We start from the raw sequence: 24,063 nt of genomic DNA, 5'->3' as shown, positions 1-24,063 counted from the left end.
TGAGAACACACTAATGAATAAAACACTTTCGCCCGTTCGTACCGCATTGACTGCAGCCATTACTATGCTTGCCAGTGCGAGTCTGCTTGCTAACGAAGCCCCATCATCTGAGCGTGTTGTCAGTGCAGGCAGTGCAGTGACTGAACTGCTGATTGCTCTTGATGCAAAAGACAGCCTTGTTGCCGTTGACGTAACAAGCCAACTACCGGAGGGAATGGCGCTACCAAAAGTTGGTTATCACCGCCGTCTATCTGCTGAAGGTCTACTGGGATTAAGCCCAACGAAATTGATTGGTTCAGATGAAATGGGGCCAAATACCACGCTCGACCAATTGAAATCTGCAGGTGTTGATGTCGAGGTCGTCAACACAGAAGCAAACGTGGAAGGTTTGGTTGACCGTATTGACCAAATTGCGACCATCATGCATCGTGAAACTCAAGCGACAGTGTTAAAAACGGAAGTTGAAGCGCAAGTGAAAGCACTTGAAGGCAACCAACCAGCGAAAGCTGACAAGAAGAAGGTCCTTTTCCTACTGATTCACGAAGGTCGCCCAGCAAACGTCGCGGGATCTGACACTACACCTGATGCAATCATTCAATTAGCGGGTGGTGAAAATCCAGCAGCGAGCAAACTCTCTTCATACAAACCGCTGTCTACAGAAGCAATGGTTGAGATGCAGCCAGACGTGATTCTTGTAAGTGGCCGTAGCTACCAAACCATGGGTGGTGCAGATGCCATTTTGAAAGCGATGCCTCTGCTTGCTGCAACGCCTGCTGGCATAAACAAAAAGTTCGTGACAATCGATGGTCATGCGCTGGTTGGCGGCTTAGGGCTTAAAAGCCTGTCTGAAGCGAAGCGTTTGAATGAACTGCTTTACCCGTAGAGAGTTTCAATGCTGTTAAGACGTCTACCTTTATCTACTACCCTACTTGCGTTGTCTGGCGTTTTAGCCTTTATTGCAGTAGCGTCCATAACCGTTGGTCCAATGAATATTAGCTTCTCAGATAGCCTGAGAAGCTTAACCGGAGCAGGTTCAGACCTTGCTCCTCACATCCAACTCGTTATCAACGAAATACGACTCCCACGCACCATTCTTTGTATGCTTATCGGTGCGATCCTCGCTATCTGTGGTGTTGTAATGCAGGGGTTATTCCGAAACCCTCTTGCCGAGCCCGGCATCATCGGCGTTTCCGCTGGTGCAGCACTTGGTGGTGCATTTGCCATTGTCGTATTTGCCGACTTTAGCCAAAACTATCCGACACTCATGAACTTGGCGGCACTACCATTCTTCGCTTTCTTGGGTGGCGCTCTTACAACCGTATTGGTTTACTGGCTAGGGACAAACAAGTTTGGTACGTCAGTAACCATCATGCTACTGGCAGGTGTCGCTATCAGTGCACTATCTGGTGCTGCTATTGGTTTTATGAACTTCATCGCTGACGACCAGATGCTGCGTGACTTAACGCTTTGGTCGATGGGCTCGTTATCAGGCGCAAACTGGTCAGGGATTGCTTTAGCAGCCGTGACACTAGTACTGCTGATGTTCTGGTTCCAGAAAAAAGCCATGTCACTAAACGCATTGCTCTTAGGTGAGTCAGAAGCTAAGCATCTTGGCGTTCCCGTTCAAAAGCTTAAACGACAACTTATCCTTTTATCGGCAGTGGGTGTTGGTATCACGGTAAGTATTAGCGGTGCCATTGGCTTTATTGGCCTAGTGATACCTCACTTAGGTCGTATGCTTGCTGGTCCTGACCATCGTACGCTGCTTCCGATCTCAGCACTAATGGGCGCATTGCTTCTTACTGCGGCAGATATGTTTGCTCGCGTAGTGGTGGCTCCTGCAGAGCTTCCTGTCGGTATCGTCACCGCTCTGATCGGCGCACCGTTCTTTATCTACTTACTGTTCCAACAAAAAGGGAAGATTCTGTAATGAACAACATCGTTTTGTCTGGCAGAAATATCTCAATGAGGTACGGAAGCCGAGTCGTACTAGACAACGTCAGTATTGATATTCGTGCAGGAGAAGTGACTGCGTTACTCGGTCCAAATGGCGCTGGTAAAAGTACCTTGCTGAAGCTGCTGTGTGGTGAAATTCCCTCTCAGAATGACATCCAGTTCTTTGGTAAGCAGAAAAACGATTGGGAGCCAGCAGAGAGTGCAAAACACGTTGCGATGCTGCCTCAGCACAGCACACTAACTTTCCCATTCTTAGCGAAAGAAGTCGTCGAGTTGGGCGCAATTCCTCTCTCTATCAGTCACAAAGAAACGTCTGAGTTAGCGCTCCAGTATATGGCACAAACTGATGTACTGCATTTGGCCGATAATCTCTATCCTGCCCTCTCTGGTGGTGAGAAACAGCGTTTACACTTGGCTCGTGTACTAACACAGTTACATCAATCAGGTGATAAAAAGATTCTAATGTTGGATGAGCCAACGTCTGCACTGGATTTAGCCCACCAGCACAACACACTAAAAATCGCTCGTGAGGCCGCAAAAAAGAATAATGCAGCGGTGGTCATTGTATTGCACGATCTAAACTTAGCCTCGCAATATGCAGACCGTTTAGTGCTGCTGCATGATGGTAAGCTCGTTTGTGATGACACGCCATGGAATGCGCTAACCCCAGAACGTATTGAGCAGGTTTATGGCTATAACTCTATCGTAACCAAACACCCTACTCTGGACTTCCCACAAGTCCATGCAGCGGCATAGAAAGAGCACTCACTTTCCGACTCGCGTAGCTAAGTTAAACCCAAATTTAGACCCAAACAAAAAGCCCCGCAGTGATTGCGGGGCTTTCTTGTTCTAGTGTTATTTGCTCATTTGAATTAACGAACGACCAATCAACCACTCTAACTCTTTGTCGCTACCAGCACCAAATTGACTCTCGGCCATTTTGTACAAACGGTCAATACCATTTGCAGCAAATTCATGTGCACTTTCTGAAGTAACAATATGGTGGAACAACAAACGCAAAATCGCTAGGAACTCAGTATCTTCTAAAGCCTTGATCCAGCTCTTCGAAAACGCGTCCAAACCTTTGTCAAATTCTAGATGTTCAACGAACATTTTGAAGATGCGACCGTCTAGCGCGGCGGTAAAGTCCGTTTTCTTAGGAAAATGGTGGCTAATACCTGTACGCGATACACCAGTCTGTTGACTTAACGTGGTGTAAGACATTTTGTCATAACCAAGTCTTAGAAGCTGATCAACAACGGCATCCATGATCTTCTGGATAGTGATTTCGGTATCTTCTTTACTACGCTTTGGCATATTTTAAGCTCTTCTCTTTGTAAATCCATCTAACTCACATTTAATGAGGCCAGAATGAAATCATCCTCAGCATTATGTACTGTATGTCCTTGACATGAAAATTAAGGCAGCAATCATAACTAAACCGCACTGCGTAACGTGCAATTTACAGTGATATTTCTGTCAATACTGATGACTCAAAATATGGCGAAAAGTCCACTCCATCAAAACCTTACACCATTTTATTCATCCAAACTATTTACAGACTAAGAATGATAATTATGTAAAAATAATTAATCCAGAAATAGTCTTATAAATTAACCACCAGTTCAACTAACCTGACAAAAATCTCACGAATATGTAGGTTAATTGATTTTAAATATTGATACATATCACACTAATTTTATTAAGGAAGTTCTAATAAATTTAATTAACCCCTCATTAACAACATAACATACCGTGCCTTTTTTATCCAAAATCATTCATTTTTGTAGATAGAGATCAAATACCTGATAGAATACCCACAGTATTTACAAGAGGATTCGTTATGAGTGTCGAATTAGAACAAAACCAAGTATGTGAAGCTTGCGGTTGCGCTGGTGAAATGGGTTTTATCATCAAAGAAGGTGACGATGTTGCCGACGTAACGATTTTCGCAGAGACTAAAGCAGCATTAGAAGCTGAGTTGGCGAAATACATCGAAATGGCAACAGCAGTATGTGCTGGCGTTGAATACAACGTTTCTGAACTAACAGAAGAATCGAAAGAGCTAACAGCTCGATTCAAGTTTGAAGTAAGTGCTGAAAAGCTAATCTTTGAACTTAAGACTCGCTCTCTAGCGCGTTAATCACAACATTTCATCGGTAGGTCTATATTTTACCGATAGATAAGTAAAGCGAGCACACGGCTCGCTTTTTTGATCTCTGATGAACCGGTCTATTTCTGGTCCTGTTGAAACACAACCCACTTCAGTGAACCGTTGGTTTCAAAATCATTCTCATCGGTACACATCAGTAGCACACCCTCTACATTCAGCACTGCACCCGTCGTGTATGCTTTGTCATCGTAGTAACAAACACGCTGCCCTAGTTTGCCATCTGCAACGACTAACGCTTTATTATCTGGCGTGCTGTAAGATTTCGCCATTACTACGCTTGAAAACACCAACGCTGCACTTGCTGCCAAAAATGATATCGATTTTAAGTTCATGAATATTTCCCTCAATCAAGACCTCATAACTTAACAAAGAAGCATCGCAAGTTCTTGGCAGCATCTCATATTCTTGTTAAGTGACGATGTAGCGGCTAACGGCGCTTTACGTTATCCTTTTCCAGACTTTATCAACGGTTGTGATGGTTATGCGCATTCTCCCCCTCTTACTCGCTCTGACAACGTTTTCTAGTACCACCACTGCCTATGAGCTTGATTACTACGCCAAGTTTGGTCATACCGACAACTACGGCAATATCGACCTACGGAATAAACCCTATACGACCATCCCTGATGGCTTCGTCGTTAAAGGCAACCTCAATATTTCCCAGACGCCGATAACCAAACTTCCAAAAGGGCTTGATGTACAAGGCAGCCTTGAGGCCACCAACAGCGCGCTTAAAACGGTAAGACCTGGCATTAAAATTAAAGGCTACGCGAACTTACTCGGCAGTAAAATTGAGCGCTGGCCACGCGGTGTCAAACTAGGTGGCTACTTGAACCTCACGGATACGCCGTTAACGAGCTTGCCAGCGAGACTGAGAGTAAAAGGCGACTTGAGCGTTATCCGTACGCCGCTAACGGAGCTACCAGAAGGTTTAGTGGTGGATGGCAACCTCTATATCGGAGGTTCAAAGCTAACGACATTTCCCGATACCATGACAGTAAGAGGCAATATCTTCTTAGGGGGAAATAAAGTGACAAAGTGGCCAACAAACTTGACCTTAGGTGGTGCAGTTGCACCGTAGAGAGGGATGTTTCCAAAGCTACTTGAGCCAATGAAAGGAACTAGGTCTAATGAGAGGAACGAGTTCAGAATCTAACAATAACACGCCTGAGATAGATTCCGTTTGAGCCTCGCTCCTCGCAATTTAATGTCCATTACCTTTCAAGCAATGGGCATGACAAGATTACTCTTGATTGTTTACTGGATTAGCATAGCTAGCTACTAAGTAGCTGTGCGCGCCAGTCGGCAGTTTTTCAAGCTTCTCTTGTAACTGAGTTTTTACTGATTCAGTGATCGACTCATCTTCACGACCTGCGGCAAGCAAGTTGATTGGGAATACTCGGTAGTTATTGTGAATTTGGCGGTCGATTTCGTTCGCGAGTTCATCCGGCGTCTCGAACTCTTGGTCGATCACATCACCAAAGGCAACATGCACTTTGCCTTTGTAACCCACGATGCCTTGAATGATGCTTTCAATGTCTTCAAACTCGCCTTTCTCATAGCGGCCATTCTCTGCCTTTTCATACAGTTCTTTGGCTTTTGCTATGTCACAAGGGTCATTTTGGTAAGAGATAGACACTGGCACAATCTTCAATGAGCGAGTGTATTCGCCAAAGCTGACTTTTTGCTTACGGCCTTCCACATGGAACATCTTCAAGATGGCTGGATCAGTAAAATCATTACCGTCTTTCGCACGGCCTTCTTTTTGCGCAATCCAGATTGAGTTGCCTGTGTCTAGAGAGTGCTTGATGTAGCCAGACAATAAACCCAACGCTTTCATCATTTCACGGGGTGCTTTCGCAGACGTTTTACAATGAAGCTCTTGTTGAGTCGCATTAGCTCAGTCGCACAAGGTTTCTTCAGCAGGTTATCACCAATTGCAATACGCACAGTACGATGATCTGTTTGGTGTAAACCGTAGTTCACAAGCGCTGGATCCATCGCGATATCACGGTGGTTAGAAACAAATAAGTAAGACGTGTTCTTGTCCAATTTATCTAGGCCAGAAAATGTCACGCCGTCGGTGGTTCGATTTAGCGTATCTTGCAGGTACTTCTTAACCTCTAGCTGAATCGCTTCCACAGAATCCAGTTTACTCCACTTCGCTTTCAAGTAGACACGGATAATCGGACTCATGAGTGTTTTGAACCACGCCGCTTTGTTTGCAAAACGGTGGTTTAAAATCGCACTGATAAACTCATCGTCTTTGATCAGGCGGTCCAGCGCAGCTGGGATTTCTTCGTCATTGTATGGACGAATTTCAATATAAGGATCGTTATTGGCTGTCATTATTCAATTCATTTCAAAAAAAGCTGGCACATTTTACGCATTGTTTTGCCAACCCGCAGCATTTTAGACCATACTTTTAACATGGTCATACCAGTAGCATTACAATTTCTATTCACAAAAAAATCTGTTATCCGGTTGGCAATTTAGGGGTTTAGCGTTACCCTTAGCGCCCCAAAAACTCTGGTATTCACAATGAACTACGCAATTGAATTTCACGACGCTAATTACCCTTTTCTTAATGTTGCTGCGCGTAAAAAGGCGCTAAAACACAGCTTACTATCAGTAGTGGAAGGTTTAGCGATCATTAAATTGGGTAAACATGAGTATGCCATTGAACCGGGTCAACACTTCTGGATTCCTCAGGGATGTTTGAGCTCCCTCACCTTTTTACCTAACACACGAGTGACTCGCTGTGACTTTTCTGTGCGCTTAGCTGACGCATTCGCTCAACAAGCAGGCTATGTGAAACCATCAGCGTTATTGTCAGCGCTTATTGAAAAATTGGTAATGACAAAAGCACGAAGCAGACATCAATTGGACTTGCTGGCAGTGGTTAAGCATGAAGCGCTGACTCTAAAGCCAATACTGACTAGCTCAGCGCTAACCGACTCAATCAACAAATGGAAACCAGGTTGTGATTCGCAAGTCTCTATCGAGCTTTGCTTGGTTCTTACGCTAAGAGAAGCGCGTAAAATGAAGTTATCTGGTAAGAAGCAATCCGATATCGTGGCTAAGTTGTTCAACAACAATGAAGAAGAATACGAGCAACTGTGTTTCTTAGTGTTTGGGGAAGCACTGTAAATACAGCACAAATAGAACGAAAAAAGGACGCACTCATGTGCGTCCTTTTTGTTTTGATTCGGCTTAAAACGGAACTTCGATTTGCATCATCCAGTCAGCGTCGTAGTATTCATGCCAACGGTAATCAAAGCGCATTCTTGGTTCACCATCGTGCTTATCGCCAAAGCCCACACTGAACATCAAGCCATGACTTTTTAACCACTCTTCGGTGCTCATATTAGCTTCTTCATCACGTAGCTCTTCTGGCATCCAAAGCCCAAGACCAAAGTAGTTTTTTTCTAGGTTTTGAGTGAGTATCGGCGTGTCTTCCGAGCGAATAGCCCATTGATCCCAGTAACTTTCTGTTGGGCCTTCAATCGACTTTTCAGCGATGTACCAATTAAGTGTGTCCATGCTAAGAACACCCACGCTATCAAAAACATCTTCACAAACTGGCATGGTGTTATCAGCAAATACGACGGATCGATCAGACAAATAGTTACAAGCAGAACTAGCCTGTGTAGCCACAAGCAGCGCGCATGCACTAAATACCACAATTCTGACCATGAAAACCTGACCTCTTCGTTTTCAGATTACGATTGTTTATATAAGCCTTCGCTCATCAATATTTCATTAACCGTTGGGGTCGTGAATGCGCTGATGTCTTTACCCTCTACCAATGCATTGCGAATGTCCGTGCTTCTGATGTTGACTTTCTCTGGACAAGCCATCACAGCCCAACGTTCCATAATTTCTTCCGCTCTATAAAATTTAGCAAATTTGAAAAAATTATCAGGACCTATGACAAAAGTTATATCGGCTTGGGTATGGATTTCTTGAATTTTTTCTAATAACGCAAAAGTCGTCACACTTTGTCCGGGTTGGTACAAAGCTTGCTCAAGGTCTGAACGTTGAACATTAGAAAGCCCCATGTCCTTAATAAAGGCATCAACCAGTTTGCACCGAATTGGGTAATCCAACATATTTTTGCCCCAAGCGTGTGCAATGCTTGGCTCTAGAAGCACGAGATCAAAGTGGCTCAGTGACTCGATCACGCTTTTGTGACCTAAGCTCGGCGGGTTAAATGCGCTACCAAAAACGGCGATTTTTTTCATATCCGGTGATTACCTGGTTGAAGAGAGTTTTCTAATCCGATGAATTCGGTATGATACTACTAATCTTTAGATCTTTTTGACACCAATGCGACGTTTATGGACTCCAATTGGGCGGTTTCTCGCCACTTGGTGAACGATATACGTCTTAAGCAGTATGAATCTAGTAATACTGATTAGTGTCGAACCTATTTGCAGGAAAAGGAACCCTAAATGGAACAATCCATCCGCGATGAAATGCGAGTACTCCCTTCTATCGACCCGCATTTCGAAATTGAACGCCGCGTCGCTTTTATCAAGCGTAAATTACAAGATTCTGGCTGTAAGTCTCTTGTCCTTGGTATCAGTGGAGGCGTTGACTCAACAACGTGTGGTCGCTTAGCTCAATTGGCTGTAGACCAACTAAACGAAGAATCTGACGACAATGGCTATCAGTTTATCGCCGTTCGCTTGCCTTACGGTGAGCAAAAGGATGAAGACGAAGCCCAACTTGCTCTTGATTTTATCCAACCAACGCATTCCGTATCGGTAAACATCAAAGCAGGTGTGGATGGTCTTCATGCTGCTTCTCACGTAGCATTGGAAGGTACGGGTCTTCTACCAACTGACGCAGCAAAAGTTGACTTCGTGAAAGGCAATGTAAAAGCACGTGCTCGCATGGTAGCGCAATACGAAATCGCTGGTTATGTCGGTGGGCTCGTTCTCGGTACTGACCACTCAGCAGAGAACATCACAGGTTCTACACCAAATTTGGTGATGGCGCGTGCGATATGGCACCACTGTTTGGCTTGAGCAAACGTCAAGTTCGCGAAGTTGCTGCAACGCTAGGTGCGCCTGAATTACTTGTGAAAAAAGTGCCAACGGCAGATTTAGAAGAGCTTGCTCCACAAAAAGCAGACGAAGATGCGCTAAGCCTGACTTACGAGCAAATCGATGACTTCCTAGAAGGTAAGCCAGTATCGCAAGAAGTGAGCGATCGTTTAGTAGCTATCTACAAAATGACTCAGCACAAGCGTCAGCCGATCCCAACGATCTACGACTAAAACGCGATTGTGCGCATGAGTGGCTCCCTCTCTGAGCCCGCTCTAAGATAGAAAAAACGCCGCTAAGTTAGCGGCGTTTTTATTTGCTGGTCATGAGCAGCGATTACTATGTAGGGTAGTTAATCTGTTAGCGTCACGTCCGTTTGTGGAATAGCACAACACGCGAGCACTGTACCCATTGCACGTTCTTCTGCGCTTAATGCAGGTACATCCGGATGATCAACCTGCCCAGACTCTAATTGAACCTTACATGCCCCACACAAGCCCGCACGGCAGCTGTTCGTGATGCTCTTGCCGGCATTCTCGACTTGTTCCAGCAATGTTTGTTGGTTGTTACCCGCCAACTTCAAGCCGTTGAATTCAATCTCAACACTTTTCTCAGGTTTGGTCGTCGCAACCGCAACGCCAAAAGCTTCTTGATGGTAGTTATCTTCAGGTAACCCTTTCTTCAGCAGAAGGTTTTTCGCTTTCTGCATAAAACCATCAGGGCCACAAACGAACACTTGGCGTTGTTCAACATCTTTGATCTGTTTGATATGAGATAAGCTAATACGCCCTTTCAGACCAAACCAGTCCACCGCAGGCTGAGTTAAGCAAATCTTCACATCTAAGCCCGGATGTTGGCGTTTTAGTTCGTTTAACTCATCTTTACACGGGATATCAATCTCGCTACTGCACTGATGGTAGAACACCACGTCATCGAGTTGGTTGTGATCCGCCAAGTAGCGAACCATCGACAGCATTGGCGTTACACCGCTACCGGCAGACAGCAAGAGTAGAGGCTGAACAGAGTGCTCTTTTAGATGAAATTGACCATCTGGCGTTTCCGCTTCCAATACATCCCCCACTTGCAGGTTATCTAGTAACGCGTTAGATACACGACCACCAGAAACACGCTTAACGGAAATCGCGTAACGACCTGGACGAGATGGACTAGAAGAAAGCGTATAACGACGCCCAACTTTCTTACCGTCTAATTTCACTTCAATAGGCAAATGCTGCCCCGGCAAGTATGTTGGTAACTGACCTTTGCTTGGCTCAAGCCATAAGGTGACGAAGTCGCGCGCAATCTCTTCTCGCTCGACACAGGTGAGCGACATGCGATTAGGAGAGTTATCTGGATAGAACTCAGCATCTTTGTATTCCAGCACTTCCACCTTGTCTCCCTGACGAATAATGCCTTCATTAAGGGCAACAAGATTTTGGCCGAAGAACACACCACCACGTTCATTAGCACGGAACTCTTGCAGTGTTTTCAACGGTTCTTTGCTTTCGCGGAAAGTGCCACGTTGAGTATTAACGGTGGTTAGAATGCAACGCTCACAAGGTTTCACTGATTCAAATTCGACTTCACCAATACGAATGCGCTTCCATGAGTCTTCTTCAAATGGCTTGGTATCGGACACCACAAGGTTGGTTCGAAACTGATCCATCGAGTGCTGTTCAGAGCTTCTGCGATTTAGCTCCTCCAGTGACGCCTCACTGATCACAAGCACTGGATACCCATCGGCAAAGCTAACATTGTGACCCAGCTTTTCTCTTACACGATTTGATTGTTCACCAGTAAAAAGCAACTCAACGCGAAGGCCTAATACTTTGCTAAACCAATCATCTGCTTCGTCAGTGGTGGTGTATGCAGTAAAACTGTCTTTCCAAACCGTCGCGGGTGCTTCCTGCATTTTGAAATCTTGATAACGGATCTTTAATGGCTCTTCCCCAAGGCTGGTAAACACCACACCATCTGGCAATAACGCTGATTTGATGGTCACCATTTGTGGGAATTTACGGGCTGTCACCATTGAGCCGTCTGACGTCGCAATCATAAATCGACGATCAAAACTTAATCCTTGTTTTTCAACCCAAGCGGAAGACAGCGCGACACCTCCTACGGATTTGACTGGAAAAACATTAATTTGGGATAAAACTGATTGCGACATAACCTACTTCCTACAGGTGCTTTTTAATTGTTCTACTATCATATCCCCATAAGCTTGGTGACCCAAGTGTCTCGAGGTTGCTCGGGGATAAAACTCCAATTTGCACGCAATATATTCATAAGGGATTCATTATTGAGCTCTAGGATATGTGTCAGTGCGTCGCATTTTATGAATAACGTCCCATAAATTTGCACATTATTGACGAAATTAGGATTGCCAAGATGTGACATTGAGCACATAATTCGCCAACTTTTTGACACTAAAAATAACCTATCCGGAGCATAGACCATGGATACTAACAAACTGATTCTAATTCTACTTTGTATCTTTCTTCCACCAGTGGCGGTTTACATGGAAAAAGGTCTAGAGAAAGACTTCTTCATCAATCTAATCCTGACGTTTTTCTTCTTCCTACCAGGCACAATTCACGCGCTTTGGTTGACGATGAAGTAACCAGCTGAGCTCCTACCGTAAAGAAATGTGAAAAATGGGGTGAAATGGAAGAGCAATTCCACTATCATCCTGTCGCCTAAGCGCAAGCGTTTGCTCTTGAGGTAAATGCAGCGTTTAGGCTCCAAACATAACTTTTAAATGGTGGGAGCAATTAATGACAACACTGACTATTACTCGTCCTGACGATTGGCACGTTCACTTACGCGATGGTGAAGTTCTAAAAGATACCGTTCGCGATATTAGCCGTTACAACGGTCGTGCACTGATCATGCCGAACACCGTCCCACCTGTGACCAATACTGAAATGGCGCTAGCCTACCGTGATCGAATCCTTGCAGAGCAGCACGGTGAGCAATTCGAACCTCTTATGGCGCTGTACCTAACAGACAACACCACGCCAGACGAAATCCGTAAAGCGAAAGCGACAGGCAAAATTGTTGCAGCAAAGCTTTATCCTGCGGGCGCAACCACCAACTCTGATTCAGGCGTAACCGATGCAAAGAATATCTACCACGTTTTTGAAGCGATGGAAGAAGTTGGCATGCTGCTTTTGGTTCATGGCGAAGTAACCCACAACCACGTTGATATTTTTGACCGTGAGAAGGAATTCCTAGACACGGTTCTGGCTCCTATCGTCAACGACTTTCCTAACCTAAAAATCGTTCTTGAGCACATCACGACTGCGGATGCGGCTAATTTCGTCAACAACGCTTCTGATAACGTTGCAGCAACCATCACTGCTCACCACCTGCTGTTTAACCGCAACCACATGCTAGTAGGCGGCATTAAGCCACACTTCTACTGCTTGCCAATTCTTAAGCGTAATACCCACCAACAAGCGCTTATCGAAGCAGCAACGAGCGGTAGCAAGAAGTTCTTCCTAGGCACGGATTCAGCGCCACACGCAAAAGGCGCAAAAGAGTCGGCTTGTGGTTGTGCAGGCTCTTACACAGCACACGCAGCGTTAGAACTTTATGCAGAAGTTTTTGAGAATGAAGGCAAGCTAGAAAACCTAGAAGCATTCGCTAGTTTGAATGGCCCTGATTTTTACGGTATTGCTCGTAACACAGATACTGTGACGCTAGAAAAAGCACCTTGGGATGTGCCAGAAACAATGCCGTTTGGTAGCGACATCGTTGTTCCAATCCGTGCAAATGAAAAGATTGAGTGGGAAGTGAAGTAATCACCCTCCAGAAATGAAAAAGGGTCATGCCACCATATTCGATATGGAAAGACATGACCCTTTTCTTTTAGCTTCAATAAAACCTCAAAACAAAATTCGAGTTTATTTACCGCGAACCTTCTCCACCACAGTCCAAGCTGCAACCACAACTAAACCGGCAATCACACCAATCACGCCGTTGAGGAGTGTTGGTACAATCGCTGTCGCAATCGTATGTCCACGGAAGTCCATAATGATGGGTTCAATCAGGTGATGAATCGCAGGTACGTTATGCACGACAATACCGCCACCAACCAAGAACATAGCCGCAGTACCCACAATAGCAAGCATCTTCATCAGCTTCGGAGCAAATGCCACTAGCGCACCACCCAGCTTCGCTTTCAGACCTTCACCATCTGATGTGCGCTCAAGATAAAAGCCCAAGTCATCAAGCTTAACGATACCTGCGACCAAGCCGTAAACACCGATAGTCATCAGTACTGCGATTAAACTCACCACGAGAATTTGCGTTACGATGCTTGATCCTGTGACCGTACCCAAAGCAATCACGATGATTTCAGCAGAGAGGATAAAGTCAGTACGAATCGCGCCAGCCACTTTTCTCTTCTCGTACTCTTCGGCCGATTCACCAGTATTAACTTGCTCTTCTTTTTCTTCATGTTGGTGCGAATGAGGGAAGAGTTTTTCCAAGATCTTTTCTGCTCCTTCAAAGCAGAGGAACAGACCACCAATTAAGAGTAACGGCATGATCAGCCATGGAATAAAAGCACTGATCAACAACGCCGACGGCACCAGGATCAGCTTATTCTTAAATGATCCTTTTGCTACCGCCCAAACCACAGGAATTTCACGCTCTGACGCAACACCAGACACCTGTTGCGCGTTTAGTGCTAAGTCATCACCTAGTACACCGGCGGTTTTTTTCGCTGCCATCTTAGACATCAATGCAACATCATCCAATACCGCTGCAATGTCATCCAACAGTGTTAGTAAACTTGCTCCAGCCATTTATTTGTCTCTTTTATGGAATTGAATAAGTAACAGAATGTAACACCATTAAATCACTCAGCAAAGTTATGATTTTGCAAAGAATAAAGTCACAAATTGTGTTTTCTGTTGCCGTGGCTTTGAGAGAGGACTAGTCTTGTCTTATCTTTCAAGCACTCAAAAGAAAAAGTATAGATGAAAAGCGGATACACTTACCCAATCGGTACCCCAGGTCAGCCTTGGGGCGAAGCAGAACGTAAAGCTTGGCGCGAACAACGTGACGTAAAACGTAGCTACCAAGATGAAGTTGTGACGAAAATTGATGCTCTTCGCGAACGTTTCGATGTTGAGCAATACGGCGCACTTTCATACGACGAAGCACGCTTCCCTCTATTTTGCATCAAAACGCGTAACTGGGATGCAGCAAAGCCTGTTGTTTTGGTAACTGGCGGCGTACACGGCTACGAGACAAGTGGCGTACACGGCGCGTTGAAGTTTGTTGATACGCAGGCAGAGCGTTATGCAGAACACTTCAATATTGTGGTTGCGCCATGTGTGAGCCCTTGGGGCTATGAAGTGATTAACCGCTGGAACCCAAATGCGATTGATCCAAACCGCTCTTTCTACGCAGACAGCCCAGCAGAAGAATCAGCAAACTTGATCAAGCTAGTTGCAACGCTAGGTGATGTTCTAATGCACATCGACCTTCACGAAACCACCGATTCTGACGAGACCGAATTCCGTCCTGCACTTGCAGCGCGTGATGGTCTTGAATACATCGAAGGCATGATCCCAGATGGTTTCTACACGGTGGGCGATACAGAAAACCCGCAACCAGAGTTCCAAAAAGCAGTCATCGAGTCAGTAGCGAAGGTGACCCACATTGCTCCAGCGGACGACCAAGGCGAAATCATTGGCTCGCCAGTGGTGCAATTTGGCGTAATTAATTACCCAATGGTGAAACTGGGTCTGTGTGGCGGCGTAACCAACTGTACTTACGGCACCACAACAGAAGTTTACCCAGACAGCCCGAAAGTGACTGATGAAGAGTGTAACGACGCTCAAGTTGCCGCAGTTGTAGGTGGTTTAGACTACGTGCTCGCTCAGCTATAACAAGCGATTCTTATATTGCTCCGGTGTAATGCCGGAGTATTTCTTAAACATGGCAATAAACGGACTGGCTTGGTTGTAACCCAACGTTAGCGCTACCTCTTTTACTGTTTGCCCCTTCCTTAACAACTCCATCGAATGCAGGTAACGCACTCGCAAGCGCCATTCGGTAAAACTCATTCCCAATTCACTTTGACAATGGCGAGCTAAAGTACGCTCGGTGGTATGAACCTTCTCCGCCCATTCTCCTAAGCTGATTTCGTCAGTTGGGGCTTCTTCAACAGCTTTTAAGATTGGCTCTAAGTACTTATTGTCTGTAGTTGGCAAAAAGTGATGCTCGACTTCCTGTTTGGCTAACTGATCCAGCAAGACTTGAACGAGGCGCTTGTCCTCTTCGCTCTTAGCAACATTAATATCACGCTGACGAAAGTCTTCCACAATCGCAGAAACAATGGGCGTCACTTTGATCAAGCTCGTTTTGGATGGAAAGTGTTGAGTTAACTCTGGGTCGATGTTTAAAGAGCAGTATTCCAAAGGTTTACGGTTGTAACTGGTGTGTCGTATGCCAGCAGGCACCCAGATCGCAAGATGAGGAGGCGCTAAGAAACGCGTGTCTTCCGCATCCATCTCTAGTATGCCGCCACTGATCAGTTGAACCTGCCCCCATGGATGGCTATGTATACGAGTTTCCGTGTTCGACAGAAAGGCTTCGAAATTCATAAACACATCTGATGGTGCCCTATCGATTGATAATGATGGATGAAGATTCCTTGTGCTCTTTTTCAAATTTGTCTTCCTATCGCTTACGATGTCTTTCCAGAGATACATTTCATTATAAAGACCTGTCAGACTAGCGCCATTAATTATTCTGCGATGAGGTTCTCATGGTTTATTTGCTTCCGTTTTTTACTGTCATGATTTGGGGTGGAAATTCCATCGTAAATAAAATGGCAGCAAGCGCCATCGAACCAAGTGCCATGAGCTTCTATCGTTGGTTTGTCGCTATGGTGCTTCTGACGCCATTTTGCTTACCAGCGGTGATCAAACAGCGCCATGTGATTCGCCCATACTTGGCTAAGTTAGCGTTCCTTGCGCTACTGGGCATGGTACTAAACCAATCACTCGGCTATTATGCGGGTCTTACGACGACCGCTTCTAACATGGCACTGATTACCTCTCTCGTCCCATTGATCAGCGTTTTCTTGAGTGTGCCTTTATTGGGTAAGTCGATTTCAATGCTGAGCGTGGCAGGTGGCGTGATTTCATTAGGCGGTTTGGCGTTTATGCTGGGTCACGGTGACATCACCTACTTCCTACATCAAGACATGACGCAAGGTGACAGTCTGATGCTGTTAGCTGCCCTTTGTTACGCGATTTACTGTGTGCTACTAAAACGCTGGAAAATGCCTTTCAGCAGCATGACCTTGGTCTATATGCAGGGCTTTTTCTCGCTGGTTATGCTAACTCCCTTGTGGTTGAGCAGTGATCAACTTCTACCAAGCCAAAGTGCGCTACCGTTGATTGCTTATGCGGGCATTGCTGCCTCTATCTTCGCGCCTTTAATGTGGGTGAAAGCGATTGATTTGATTGGTGCAGATTCAAGTGCCATGTTCATGAACCTGATGCCGGTGGTTTCTGTAGCGTTAGCCTCAAGCATGCTGGGGGAAGAGGTGCATGTTTACCACATCATTGGCGGCATGCTGGTTATCTCTGGCGTTATCTTGTCGCAAATTAAGATCCGCAAGAAGGTTCAATCACCGAGCCCGGACCTGCCACCAGCGACATCTTAATTCAATCTCATAAGCCACGGCACCCACCGTGGCTTTTTTGTGCCCCATATCTTTTGCTACTAGCACTGACAAAAAAGTTAATATTTTGTTGCACTCCCTATTCCAGTATCGATTTCTTGCTGATACATTGGATCTAATAGCAACGACAATAACAAAGGAATGACAGATGAGCAGTGGTCAAAGAGACATAACCCTTCGTTTTCTTGCTGAACCAGGAGACGTTAACTTCGGCGGTAAAGTACACGGTGGTGCCGTGATGAAATGGATCGACTTAGCCGCCTACGCGTGCAGTGCAGCTTGGAGTGGTAAGTATTGTATTACCGTATATGCAGGTGGTATTCGCTTTGTTGCACCAATTCATGTCGGAAATCTAGTCGAAGTCAGTGCTAAGGTCATCTACACCGGACGCAGCTCAATGCACATCGCCATTGATGTACAAGCAAGCGATCCTAAAGAGCTAAAGAACCGTCTAACAACGCATTGCATCGTGATTATGGTTGCGGTCGATGAAGATGGAAAGCCGACCGACGTTCCAAAATGGATCCCAGAATCAGATGAAGACAAAGCACTGGAACAGTCGGCTATTCGCTTAATGAATATGCGTAAACAAATTGGCGAAGAGATGGAAGCGCACGTCAAATATCTCAAATAGTTCAAATAACCTGCCCCTCCCCAAGGCCCCAAACTGATTATCGAGTAATCGTTTGCTTACCTTATGTGTGAAGTAATGTCATGGTTCTGTCATTCACTTCACACTAGGTTCAAATTGTCATAAATCTTTCACTTTGGTTTGATTAAATCCACGCACAATTTTCGTGTTGGATAGAGTTTGGATCTTGAGATTAAAAGAGACCACGTTAAGTGAAAATACATTGACCAATTTGAAAGCGGTCGAATATCAATGGGTGCGCACCATGTATGTAGAAGGTTATAACGAAGAGGAAATTAACCACTACATTCAAACCTGTTTTGGTGGTGATACCACATTTGCCGATCTTTTCCGACGCGTCGCATTACAACAAGAGAGTTTATACACACTGCTTCAATATGTAGGCTGTGCGCCTTCAAGCCGAGAGTTTTAGCCTCCTCCCTTTTTGTTACGCCATTTATTCTTTCAAATAACCCTACACTAATTATGTGAAGTCGTACGCACGGCATTCTGCCGATGCTGTGTAATCCATTGCAAACTGGTTAGTCTGTATACGCAATAAGAAAACGCAGTGAATCTGTAGGTATAAAAAAACCTGAGTCTAGACTCAGGTTATGGTTACAAGAAACTGTTAGTGATTAAAGCGTAAGGAACTAAGCTAACAGCCAGCTATGCGTAACGCCAAAATAGCCTGATATTACTGATCGGCGGCCAAACCAAAATTGTAATATCGATGCTAAATATAAGGGCGACCATATGGTCGCCCTTTTCTAGTTATTCTTTTCTCTCTCAGAGACCAACTGAGATTATCCTTTCACACCACCAGCAGTCAGACCACCGACTAACCAACGCTGTGCAAGTAAGAATACAATTGTAATTGGTAGTGCAGACAATACTGCTGCAGCTGCAAAGTCACCCCACAGATAGTTCTGAGGATATAGGTACTGCTGCATACCAACTGCTAATGTGTAGGAGTTTACATCAGAAAGCAGTAGAGATGCTACCGGTACCTCACCAACAACACCGATAAATGACAAGATGAACACTACAGCTAGGATTGGCACTGATAGTGGAAGCAGTACTAAACGGAACGCTTGCCACGGTGTTGCACCATCCAGTGCAGCCGCTTCTTCTAGCGAGTTGTCAATCGTCTCGAAGTAACCTTTAATCGTCCATACGTGTAGTGCGATACCACCTAAGTAGGAAAAGATCAGACCGCCGTGGGTGTTCAAACCTAGGAAAGGAATGTACTGACCTAGTTTGTCAAACAATGCGTAAAGCGCCACAAGAGCAAGTACTGCTGGGAACATCTGGAAGATCATCATCGCTTTCAGGATAGTGTTCTTACCTTTGAAGCGTAGACGAGCAAACGCGTAAGCCGATGTTGTAGACAGTGCCACGATAAGAATAGAAGTGATACCTGCTACTTTTACCGAGTTCCATAGCCAAGTCAGAACTGGGAATGGAGGCGGTGTTACAGAACCGTCTGCGTTTGTTACCGAGAAGCCTAGTGCAAGCTTCCAGTGTTCTAGCGATGGGTTGTCTGGGATCAGACTACCCGTTGCAAAGTTACCCTCACGGAATGAGATCGCAATGATCATTAACAGTGGGAAAATAATCAGTGACAGGAAAGCCCAAAGAGCAATATGGGTCGCCCATACACGGTACTTTAAAGATTTACCTTGTACTATAGCCATGGTCGTTACTCCTTAGTCCTGAGATAGCTTAGTGAAACGTAGGTTCAATAGTGCTAGCGCGCCAACCAATAGGAAGATAAGCGTTGCGATTGCACTTGCTAGACCGAAGTCCTGACCACCTGCACCTTCAAACGCGATACGGTACGTGTAGCTTACTAGTAGGTCGGTGTAACCCGCTGGCTCAGAAGTACCAATCATGTTTGGACCACCGCCAGTCAATAGCTGAATCATTACGAAGTTGTTGAAGTTAAACGCAAAGCTCGCAATCAATAGAGGAGTCAGAGGTTTAATCATCATTGGTAACGTTACTTTCATGAAGTTCTGGACGAAGTTCGCACCATCGATTGCAGACGCTTCATAAAGGTCATCAGGAATCGCTTTTAGTAGACCCATACACAGAATCATCATGTAAGGGAAACCAAGCCAAGTGTTCACGATCATCACCATGGTTTTCGCTAGGAATGGGTCAGAGAACCAAGAAGGACTGATACCAAAGATAGCGTTCAATACCATGTTGATCTCACCAAAGCTTTGGTTGAAGAGACCTTTAAAGATTAGGATTGAGATAAATGCTGGAACCGCGTAAGGCAGAATCAGCAGTACTCGGTACACTGCACGACCTTTAAGCTCTTCCCACTGAACAACACTCGCTAGCACTAAGCCAATAACTAGCGTGAATACTACCGTCAGGATTGAGAATACAACCGTCCAGATGAAGATACTGATGAAAGGCTCTTTGATGCCGTCGTCTTTCCAAACTCGCTCAAAGTTGTCAGTACCGATGTTTACCACGAAGCCTGGAGAAACCGTGTTACCAACAAACTGGCCATTTTCATCGACAGGTTGGTAGTAGCCCATATCCATATTTGGACGCAGCATCTCTTGTGTACGGTTATTAAAGATCGACTCACCATCATCTTGAAGCGTGTACAGTGGTACCACTGCTGCGAACTTACGCAGACCGCTCATTCGGATGTCATCACCGCTTGGAAGGTGAAGATCAACACCACTTAATGCACTGCGGTTCTTAACAATAGTTTTGATTGGCTCTTTGTCACCTGTTGCTTCAGTGATAGGCGCTAGATCAAGATCCGTTGCAGAGAAGCCATCAAGCTGGAAAGTTGGCGTCGCTAGTAGCTCATCGCCTTTCTTCACTACAATTTGGTGACCTTGCTCAGTCTTGTACAGGGTGAATGGGAAACTTTCACCACTCTGATACGTTCTATCTAACAGGACAGACTGTGCACGCTCGAAAGAAAGCTGGTTTTTCGCGCTGTAGTTAGTAAACGCCAGACCGACGGTATACGCCAAAGGGAAAAGGATGAATAGAATCATCCCGGCAATACCAGGGTAGATGTATCGGTGAGCGTATGTTTTCTTACTACCAAAAATGAATAGCGCTAAAGCGGTTAGAATGATCGTAAGTAGTGCAAACGCAATCTCACCGCGAGAATACATTAGGATAGTTGCGTAGCCATTGATAATGCCGACTGTGCCCAATAGTGCCCATTTGGTGAACACTTTTTTGCTGCTTGGTAGGCTGGCTTCTGGTGCTGTCATAGCATCTGTACCTTGAACTGACTGCATAGGGAACCTGCTAGCGAATATAGGATAAATATAGAAAAGTAAGGAGGAGTTGCCCCCTCCTTAAAAAGGGTATTGCTGAATTATTTAGTCATTTGTTTTTCTGCATCTGCTAGAGCAGCATCTACAGTTTGACGACCGTCAACCACGTTGATGATAGCGTTCTTAGCTGCACCCCAGAATGCGTTCATTTGTGGGATGTTTGGCATGATTTCGCCGTTCATCGCGTTGTCCATTGTCGCCGCGATACGTGTATCTGAATCTAGCTCTTTTTGGAACGAGTTAAGCGCTACTGCACCTAGTGGCTTGTCGTTGTTAACCATACGTAGACCATCGTTCGTTAGTAGGTAGTTCTCGATGAACTCTACCGCTAGATCTTTGTTTGGTGACGCAGTGCTGATACCAGCAGTTAGTACACCAACGAATGGCTTAGAAGACTGACCTTGGAACTTAGGTAGCGTTGTTACGCCATAGTTGATGCCAGATTTCTCAATGTTGCCCCAAGACCATGGACCGTTAATAGTCATTGCCGCAGTGCCTTGGTTGAACGCAGACTCAGATACTGAGTAATCCATATCCGCAGAGATTACACCCTTGTCTACTAGGCCTTTCACGAAGCTCATTGCATCTTTCACGCCTTCTTTCGCAATACCTGCATCTTTGATGTCGTAGCCTTCAGATGTGTATTTGAATGCGTAGCCGCCGTCAGCTGCCATTAGCGGCCATGTGAAGTACGGTTCTTTCAGGTTCCACATGATTGCAGACTTGCCGTCTTTCTTAAGTTTCGCGTCTAGCGCTGCTACTTCTTCCCATGTCTTAGGTGGGTTTGGAACAAGATCTTTGTTGTAGATTAGAGATAGAGACTCAACCGCTACTGGGTAACCGATTAGTTTGCCATCGTAACGTACTGCATCCCATGCGAAGTCAACGATGCCGTCTTGGATTTCTTTAGATGGTTTAATTTCAGCTAGTAGACCAGATTCTGCGTAGCCACCGAAACGGTCGTGAGCCCAGAATACGATATCAGGACCATCACCTGTCGCTGCAGTTTGAGGGAACTTGTCTTGTAGGCCGTCTGGGTGAGCCACTGTTACTTTAATGCCAGTGTCTTCTTCAAACTTCTTACCAACCTCTGCAAGACCGTTGTAGCCTTTGTCACCGTTGATCCAGATGGTCAGTTGTCCTTCTTCGATGGCAGCATTAGCACCAAAAGAACCTAAAGCAACAAGGGTACCCAGTGCTACAGCGCTTAATTTTTTCATGTTCGTATCCTTTTTATATTTTTGATGTAGGGCTAGTCCATTGAGGTTCAGCCGTATTTCGACACATATCATCTGAAATTATCGATTGTGTCTCATCCTCCTAATCCCTACGCCCTTGCAATTATGACGTATTTTCGTGATCTGAATCGCCAAGGGTTAGAGACTCAAATCACAAAATGAATACTTCCTGTGATCGGTTTCAACTTTAGGTCACGCAATAATGTGATTTCCGCCCAACTCCCCCTCTACTCCTCCTTTTTGACTCCTCCCCGCCTACTCCCCCTACAATTATTTCGATTAGGAGGATGTAGCAGTGAACACAATCTTAGAAACTGCAGTCATCCAAGAGTGGATGGTAAGAACCCTTTCCCAGCAGTACCTATCCTATAGGTGAAAAGATTTGCTGGTTTTTCATTGCCATACGAGTGGAATGTCATTATCGGTGTTGTTTGTGGTAATTATTTCACGGGGGAGACAACACGAATAATGTGGGGGAGAGAAACTCGTATTTGGCTATGGTGGGTAGTGCTCCAGTTCAGGACATTTGGAGCGCTACCCGTTTTTCTTACCAATCCCAATAACTTACCGATTCCTACTGTTACTGCTCGCTAGATAATTCATATAATGATGAGCGGTGAATAATAAAAATTGATCGAGGACGAGCTACATGGCGAGTGTCACGTTAAAAAATGTTTGTAAAGCGTATGGCGACGTACTGATTTCTAAGAACGTAGATCTGGAGATCAACGAAGGTGAATTCGTTGTTTTCGTAGGTCCATCAGGTTGTGGTAAATCTACCCTGCTACGTTGTATTGCCGGTCTTGAAGACATTACTTCAGGTGATTTGTATATTGGTGACCAGCGCATGAATGACGTAGAACCATCCAAACGTGGTGTTGGTATGGTGTTCCAGTCTTACGCTCTTTACCCACACCTAAACCTATATGACAACATGTCATTTGGTCTGAAACTAGCAAAAGCTGACAAAGCGGAAATCGATAAGCGTGTTGAACACGCAGCAGAAATTCTACAGTTGGGCCACCTACTAGAGCGTCAACCAAAAGCCCTTTCTGGTGGTCAACGCCAACGTGTTGCTATCGGTCGTACGCTAGTATCACAACCAGATGTATTCCTTCTTGATGAACCACTATCAAACTTGGACGCAGCACTGCGAGTAAACATGCGTGCTCAAATCACGAAACTACAACGCCAACTTGGCTGTACCATGATCTATGTAACGCACGATCAGGTAGAAGCAATGACAATGGCAGACAAGATTGTGGTTCTAGATGGCGGTTACGTATCACAAGTTGGTAAACCACTTGAGCTTTACCACTACCCACAAAACCGCTTTGTTGCTGGCTTTATTGGCTCACCAAAAATGAACTTCATGAGTGTTTTCATTGATGAAGTGGAAGCAGAACGCGTAAAAGTACAGCTTTCTAACGGCGTATCTTTCTGGATCCCAGTTGATGGTACAACAGTGAACCGCGGTGACCGTATGTCTCTGGGTATTCGCCCTGAGCACTTAGTTCAAGCCGTTGACGCCGATGCGACAATTCACGGTGAAGTGATGATCGTAGAGAAACTAGGTAACGAAACTCAAGTTTACCTAAACCTTGAGGGTGCAGACGCAGACGTTATCTACCGTCAGCCAGATACACTACCAGTAGAGTCTGGTGACAAACTGGAAATCGGTATCCCTGCATATCGTTGTCATCTATTCCACAGCGATGGCCGTGCATGCCGCCGACTACACAAAGAAAACGGCGTAGATTTCGAGTAAAACTTCTTTCACCTTTGCTTGCTACCAATCCCTCTCATTCGAGAGGGATTTTTTATTTCCATTTAATATAGCTTAGAGAAAGTAATATCCTTTCTATTACCAATGATATTTAAAATGAACATTTTTAGCTGATATATAATCCGAGTACGCTTTTAAGCTAAGTCTTGACCCGATTTAAACCATAAACTTTATTAGATATATACGTATCCTAA

At 45.1% G+C, this 24,063-nt stretch carries 23 protein-coding genes and 2 pseudogenes; 14 read left to right on the top strand and 11 right to left on the bottom strand.

Annotation, left to right across the window (positions count from 1 at the left end):
• Window positions 1-13 precede the first annotated feature (13 nt).
• The 3 genes from KHO06_RS19565 to KHO06_RS19555 are packed head-to-tail and all read left to right on the top strand — an operon-like array spanning window position 14 to window position 2,712.
• Window positions 14-883 carry an ABC transporter substrate-binding protein gene (locus KHO06_RS19565; RefSeq protein WP_005433515.1) on the top strand — a complete coding sequence of 290 codons (870 nt, stop codon included), beginning with the start codon at window positions 14-16 and terminating at the stop codon, window positions 881-883.
• 9 nt (window positions 884-892) lie between these two features.
• Window positions 893-1,930 (top strand): iron ABC transporter permease, encoded by a 1,038-nt coding sequence (locus KHO06_RS19560; protein WP_212583192.1) that lies wholly within the window; start codon window positions 893-895, stop codon window positions 1,928-1,930.
• The gene (locus KHO06_RS19555; protein WP_212583191.1) at window positions 1,930-2,712 is read left to right on the top strand and encodes a heme ABC transporter ATP-binding protein; all 783 of its coding nucleotides are present in this window, start codon (window positions 1,930-1,932) and stop codon (window positions 2,710-2,712) included. The genes KHO06_RS19560 and KHO06_RS19555 overlap by 1 nt, the downstream gene beginning before the upstream one ends.
• A gap of 99 nt (window positions 2,713-2,811) precedes the next feature.
• Here KHO06_RS19555 and KHO06_RS19550 read toward each other — a convergent pair whose 3' ends face one another.
• Complete coding sequence (locus KHO06_RS19550; RefSeq protein WP_005441131.1) at window positions 2,812-3,273, bottom strand: TetR/AcrR family transcriptional regulator; 462 nt, start codon at window positions 3,271-3,273, stop codon at window positions 2,812-2,814.
• Window positions 3,274-3,799: 526 nt separating this feature from the next.
• On the opposite strand from KHO06_RS19550, the gene KHO06_RS19545 reads away from it, so the two are divergent.
• Window positions 3,800-4,099, top strand: coding sequence for a YfcZ/YiiS family protein (locus KHO06_RS19545; RefSeq protein ID WP_010645003.1), 300 nt, complete (start codon window positions 3,800-3,802; stop codon window positions 4,097-4,099).
• 89 nt (window positions 4,100-4,188) lie between these two features.
• Here the strand turns inward: KHO06_RS19545 and KHO06_RS19540 are convergent, their stop codons facing one another.
• Window positions 4,189-4,461 (bottom strand): YnjH family protein, encoded by a 273-nt coding sequence (locus KHO06_RS19540; protein WP_212583190.1) that lies wholly within the window; start codon window positions 4,459-4,461, stop codon window positions 4,189-4,191.
• 149 nt (window positions 4,462-4,610) lie between these two features.
• Between KHO06_RS19540 and KHO06_RS19535 the strand changes: the two genes are divergently transcribed.
• Window positions 4,611-5,210, top strand: coding sequence for a hypothetical protein (locus KHO06_RS19535; RefSeq protein ID WP_212583189.1), 600 nt, complete (start codon window positions 4,611-4,613; stop codon window positions 5,208-5,210).
• Window positions 5,211-5,372: 162 nt separating this feature from the next.
• On the opposite strand, the pseudogene KHO06_RS19530 reads toward KHO06_RS19535, so the two are convergent.
• A pseudogene (locus KHO06_RS19530) lies at window positions 5,373-6,478 on the bottom strand (1-acyl-sn-glycerol-3-phosphate acyltransferase).
• A 192-nt stretch (window positions 6,479-6,670) separates the two neighbouring features.
• Between KHO06_RS19530 and KHO06_RS19525 the strand changes: the two are divergent.
• Entirely contained in the window at window positions 6,671-7,279 is a 609-nt protein-coding gene (locus KHO06_RS19525; protein WP_212583188.1) for an AraC family transcriptional regulator, read from the top strand.
• A 63-nt stretch (window positions 7,280-7,342) separates the two neighbouring features.
• On the opposite strand, the gene KHO06_RS19520 is transcribed toward KHO06_RS19525, so the two are convergent.
• Both KHO06_RS19520 and KHO06_RS19515 read right to left on the bottom strand, forming a co-directional pair.
• On the bottom strand, window positions 7,343-7,825 hold the full coding sequence (locus tag KHO06_RS19520; RefSeq protein WP_038891603.1) for a hypothetical protein: 483 nt from the start codon (window positions 7,823-7,825) through the stop codon (window positions 7,343-7,345).
• 26 nt (window positions 7,826-7,851) lie between these two features.
• Window positions 7,852-8,373, bottom strand: a complete 522-nt coding sequence (locus KHO06_RS19515; RefSeq protein ID WP_045457282.1) for a nicotinate-nicotinamide nucleotide adenylyltransferase — start codon at window positions 8,371-8,373, stop codon at window positions 7,852-7,854.
• Window positions 8,374-8,583: 210 nt separating this feature from the next.
• Between KHO06_RS19515 and nadE the strand changes: the two are divergent.
• Window positions 8,584-9,342 (top strand): annotated as a pseudogene (gene nadE, locus KHO06_RS19510) (NAD(+) synthase).
• A 190-nt stretch (window positions 9,343-9,532) separates the two neighbouring features.
• Here the strand turns inward: nadE and KHO06_RS19505 are convergent.
• On the bottom strand, window positions 9,533-11,350 hold the full coding sequence (locus KHO06_RS19505) for a hybrid-cluster NAD(P)-dependent oxidoreductase (RefSeq protein ID WP_047477990.1): 1,818 nt from the start codon (window positions 11,348-11,350) through the stop codon (window positions 9,533-9,535).
• Window positions 11,351-11,638: 288 nt separating this feature from the next.
• On the opposite strand from KHO06_RS19505, the gene KHO06_RS19500 reads away from it, so the two are divergent.
• Both KHO06_RS19500 and pyrC read left to right on the top strand, forming a co-directional pair.
• The gene (locus tag KHO06_RS19500) at window positions 11,639-11,803 is read left to right on the top strand and encodes a YqaE/Pmp3 family membrane protein (protein WP_005453437.1); all 165 of its coding nucleotides are present in this window, start codon (window positions 11,639-11,641) and stop codon (window positions 11,801-11,803) included.
• 154 nt (window positions 11,804-11,957) lie between these two features.
• Window positions 11,958-12,986: a dihydroorotase gene (gene pyrC / locus KHO06_RS19495; protein WP_212583187.1), complete on the top strand. Its 1,029-nt coding sequence runs from the start codon at window positions 11,958-11,960 to the stop codon at window positions 12,984-12,986.
• Window positions 12,987-13,088: 102 nt separating this feature from the next.
• Here pyrC and KHO06_RS19490 read toward each other — a convergent pair whose 3' ends face one another.
• The gene (locus tag KHO06_RS19490; RefSeq protein WP_212583186.1) at window positions 13,089-13,994 is read right to left on the bottom strand and encodes a DUF808 domain-containing protein; all 906 of its coding nucleotides are present in this window, start codon (window positions 13,992-13,994) and stop codon (window positions 13,089-13,091) included.
• Window positions 13,995-14,168: 174 nt separating this feature from the next.
• Here KHO06_RS19490 and KHO06_RS19485 point away from each other — a divergent pair, with 174 nt between their 5' ends.
• The gene (locus KHO06_RS19485) at window positions 14,169-15,086 is read left to right on the top strand and encodes a M14 family metallocarboxypeptidase (RefSeq protein WP_212583185.1); all 918 of its coding nucleotides are present in this window, start codon (window positions 14,169-14,171) and stop codon (window positions 15,084-15,086) included.
• On the opposite strand, the gene KHO06_RS19480 is transcribed toward KHO06_RS19485, so the two are convergent.
• Window positions 15,081-15,869, bottom strand: coding sequence for a helix-turn-helix transcriptional regulator (locus KHO06_RS19480; protein WP_005453431.1), 789 nt, complete (start codon window positions 15,867-15,869; stop codon window positions 15,081-15,083). The genes KHO06_RS19485 and KHO06_RS19480 overlap by 6 nt on opposite strands.
• A 98-nt stretch (window positions 15,870-15,967) precedes the next feature.
• Here KHO06_RS19480 and KHO06_RS19475 point away from each other — a divergent pair, with 98 nt between their 5' ends.
• From KHO06_RS19475 to KHO06_RS19465, 3 genes are all read left to right on the top strand, one after another.
• Window positions 15,968-16,873, top strand: coding sequence for a DMT family transporter (locus KHO06_RS19475; protein WP_212583184.1), 906 nt, complete (start codon window positions 15,968-15,970; stop codon window positions 16,871-16,873).
• Window positions 16,874-17,039: 166 nt separating this feature from the next.
• On the top strand, window positions 17,040-17,525 hold the full coding sequence (locus tag KHO06_RS19470) for an acyl-CoA thioesterase (protein ID WP_212583183.1): 486 nt from the start codon (window positions 17,040-17,042) through the stop codon (window positions 17,523-17,525).
• Window positions 17,526-17,709: 184 nt separating this feature from the next.
• Window positions 17,710-17,955 (top strand): hypothetical protein, encoded by a 246-nt coding sequence (locus KHO06_RS19465; protein WP_005529750.1) that lies wholly within the window; start codon window positions 17,710-17,712, stop codon window positions 17,953-17,955.
• Between the two features lie 373 nt (window positions 17,956-18,328).
• On the opposite strand, the gene malG is transcribed toward KHO06_RS19465, so the two are convergent.
• From malG to malE, 3 genes are all read right to left on the bottom strand, one after another.
• Complete coding sequence (malG, locus tag KHO06_RS19460; RefSeq protein WP_005432001.1) at window positions 18,329-19,219, bottom strand: maltose ABC transporter permease MalG; 891 nt, start codon at window positions 19,217-19,219, stop codon at window positions 18,329-18,331.
• 12 nt (window positions 19,220-19,231) lie between these two features.
• A complete protein-coding gene (gene malF / locus KHO06_RS19455) occupies window positions 19,232-20,806 on the bottom strand; it encodes a maltose ABC transporter permease MalF (RefSeq protein WP_212583182.1) in 1,575 nt (524 codons plus the stop codon).
• An 80-nt stretch (window positions 20,807-20,886) separates the two neighbouring features.
• Window positions 20,887-22,065: a maltose/maltodextrin ABC transporter substrate-binding protein MalE gene (malE, locus tag KHO06_RS19450; RefSeq protein WP_005432005.1), complete on the bottom strand. Its 1,179-nt coding sequence runs from the start codon at window positions 22,063-22,065 to the stop codon at window positions 20,887-20,889.
• 667 nt (window positions 22,066-22,732) lie between these two features.
• On the opposite strand from malE, the gene malK reads away from it, so the two are divergent.
• The gene (gene malK, locus KHO06_RS19445) at window positions 22,733-23,851 is read left to right on the top strand and encodes a maltose/maltodextrin ABC transporter ATP-binding protein MalK (protein ID WP_005432007.1); all 1,119 of its coding nucleotides are present in this window, start codon (window positions 22,733-22,735) and stop codon (window positions 23,849-23,851) included.
• The last annotated feature ends 212 nt before the right edge of the window (window positions 23,852-24,063 follow it).

It is taken from the genome of Vibrio sp. B1FIG11 (assembly GCF_905175335.1).
GTDB classification, from domain to species: domain Bacteria; phylum Pseudomonadota; class Gammaproteobacteria; order Enterobacterales; family Vibrionaceae; genus Vibrio; species Vibrio campbellii.
Note: the sequence above shows the minus strand (reverse complement) of the source record. Positions and strands in the feature narration are given on the sequence as shown.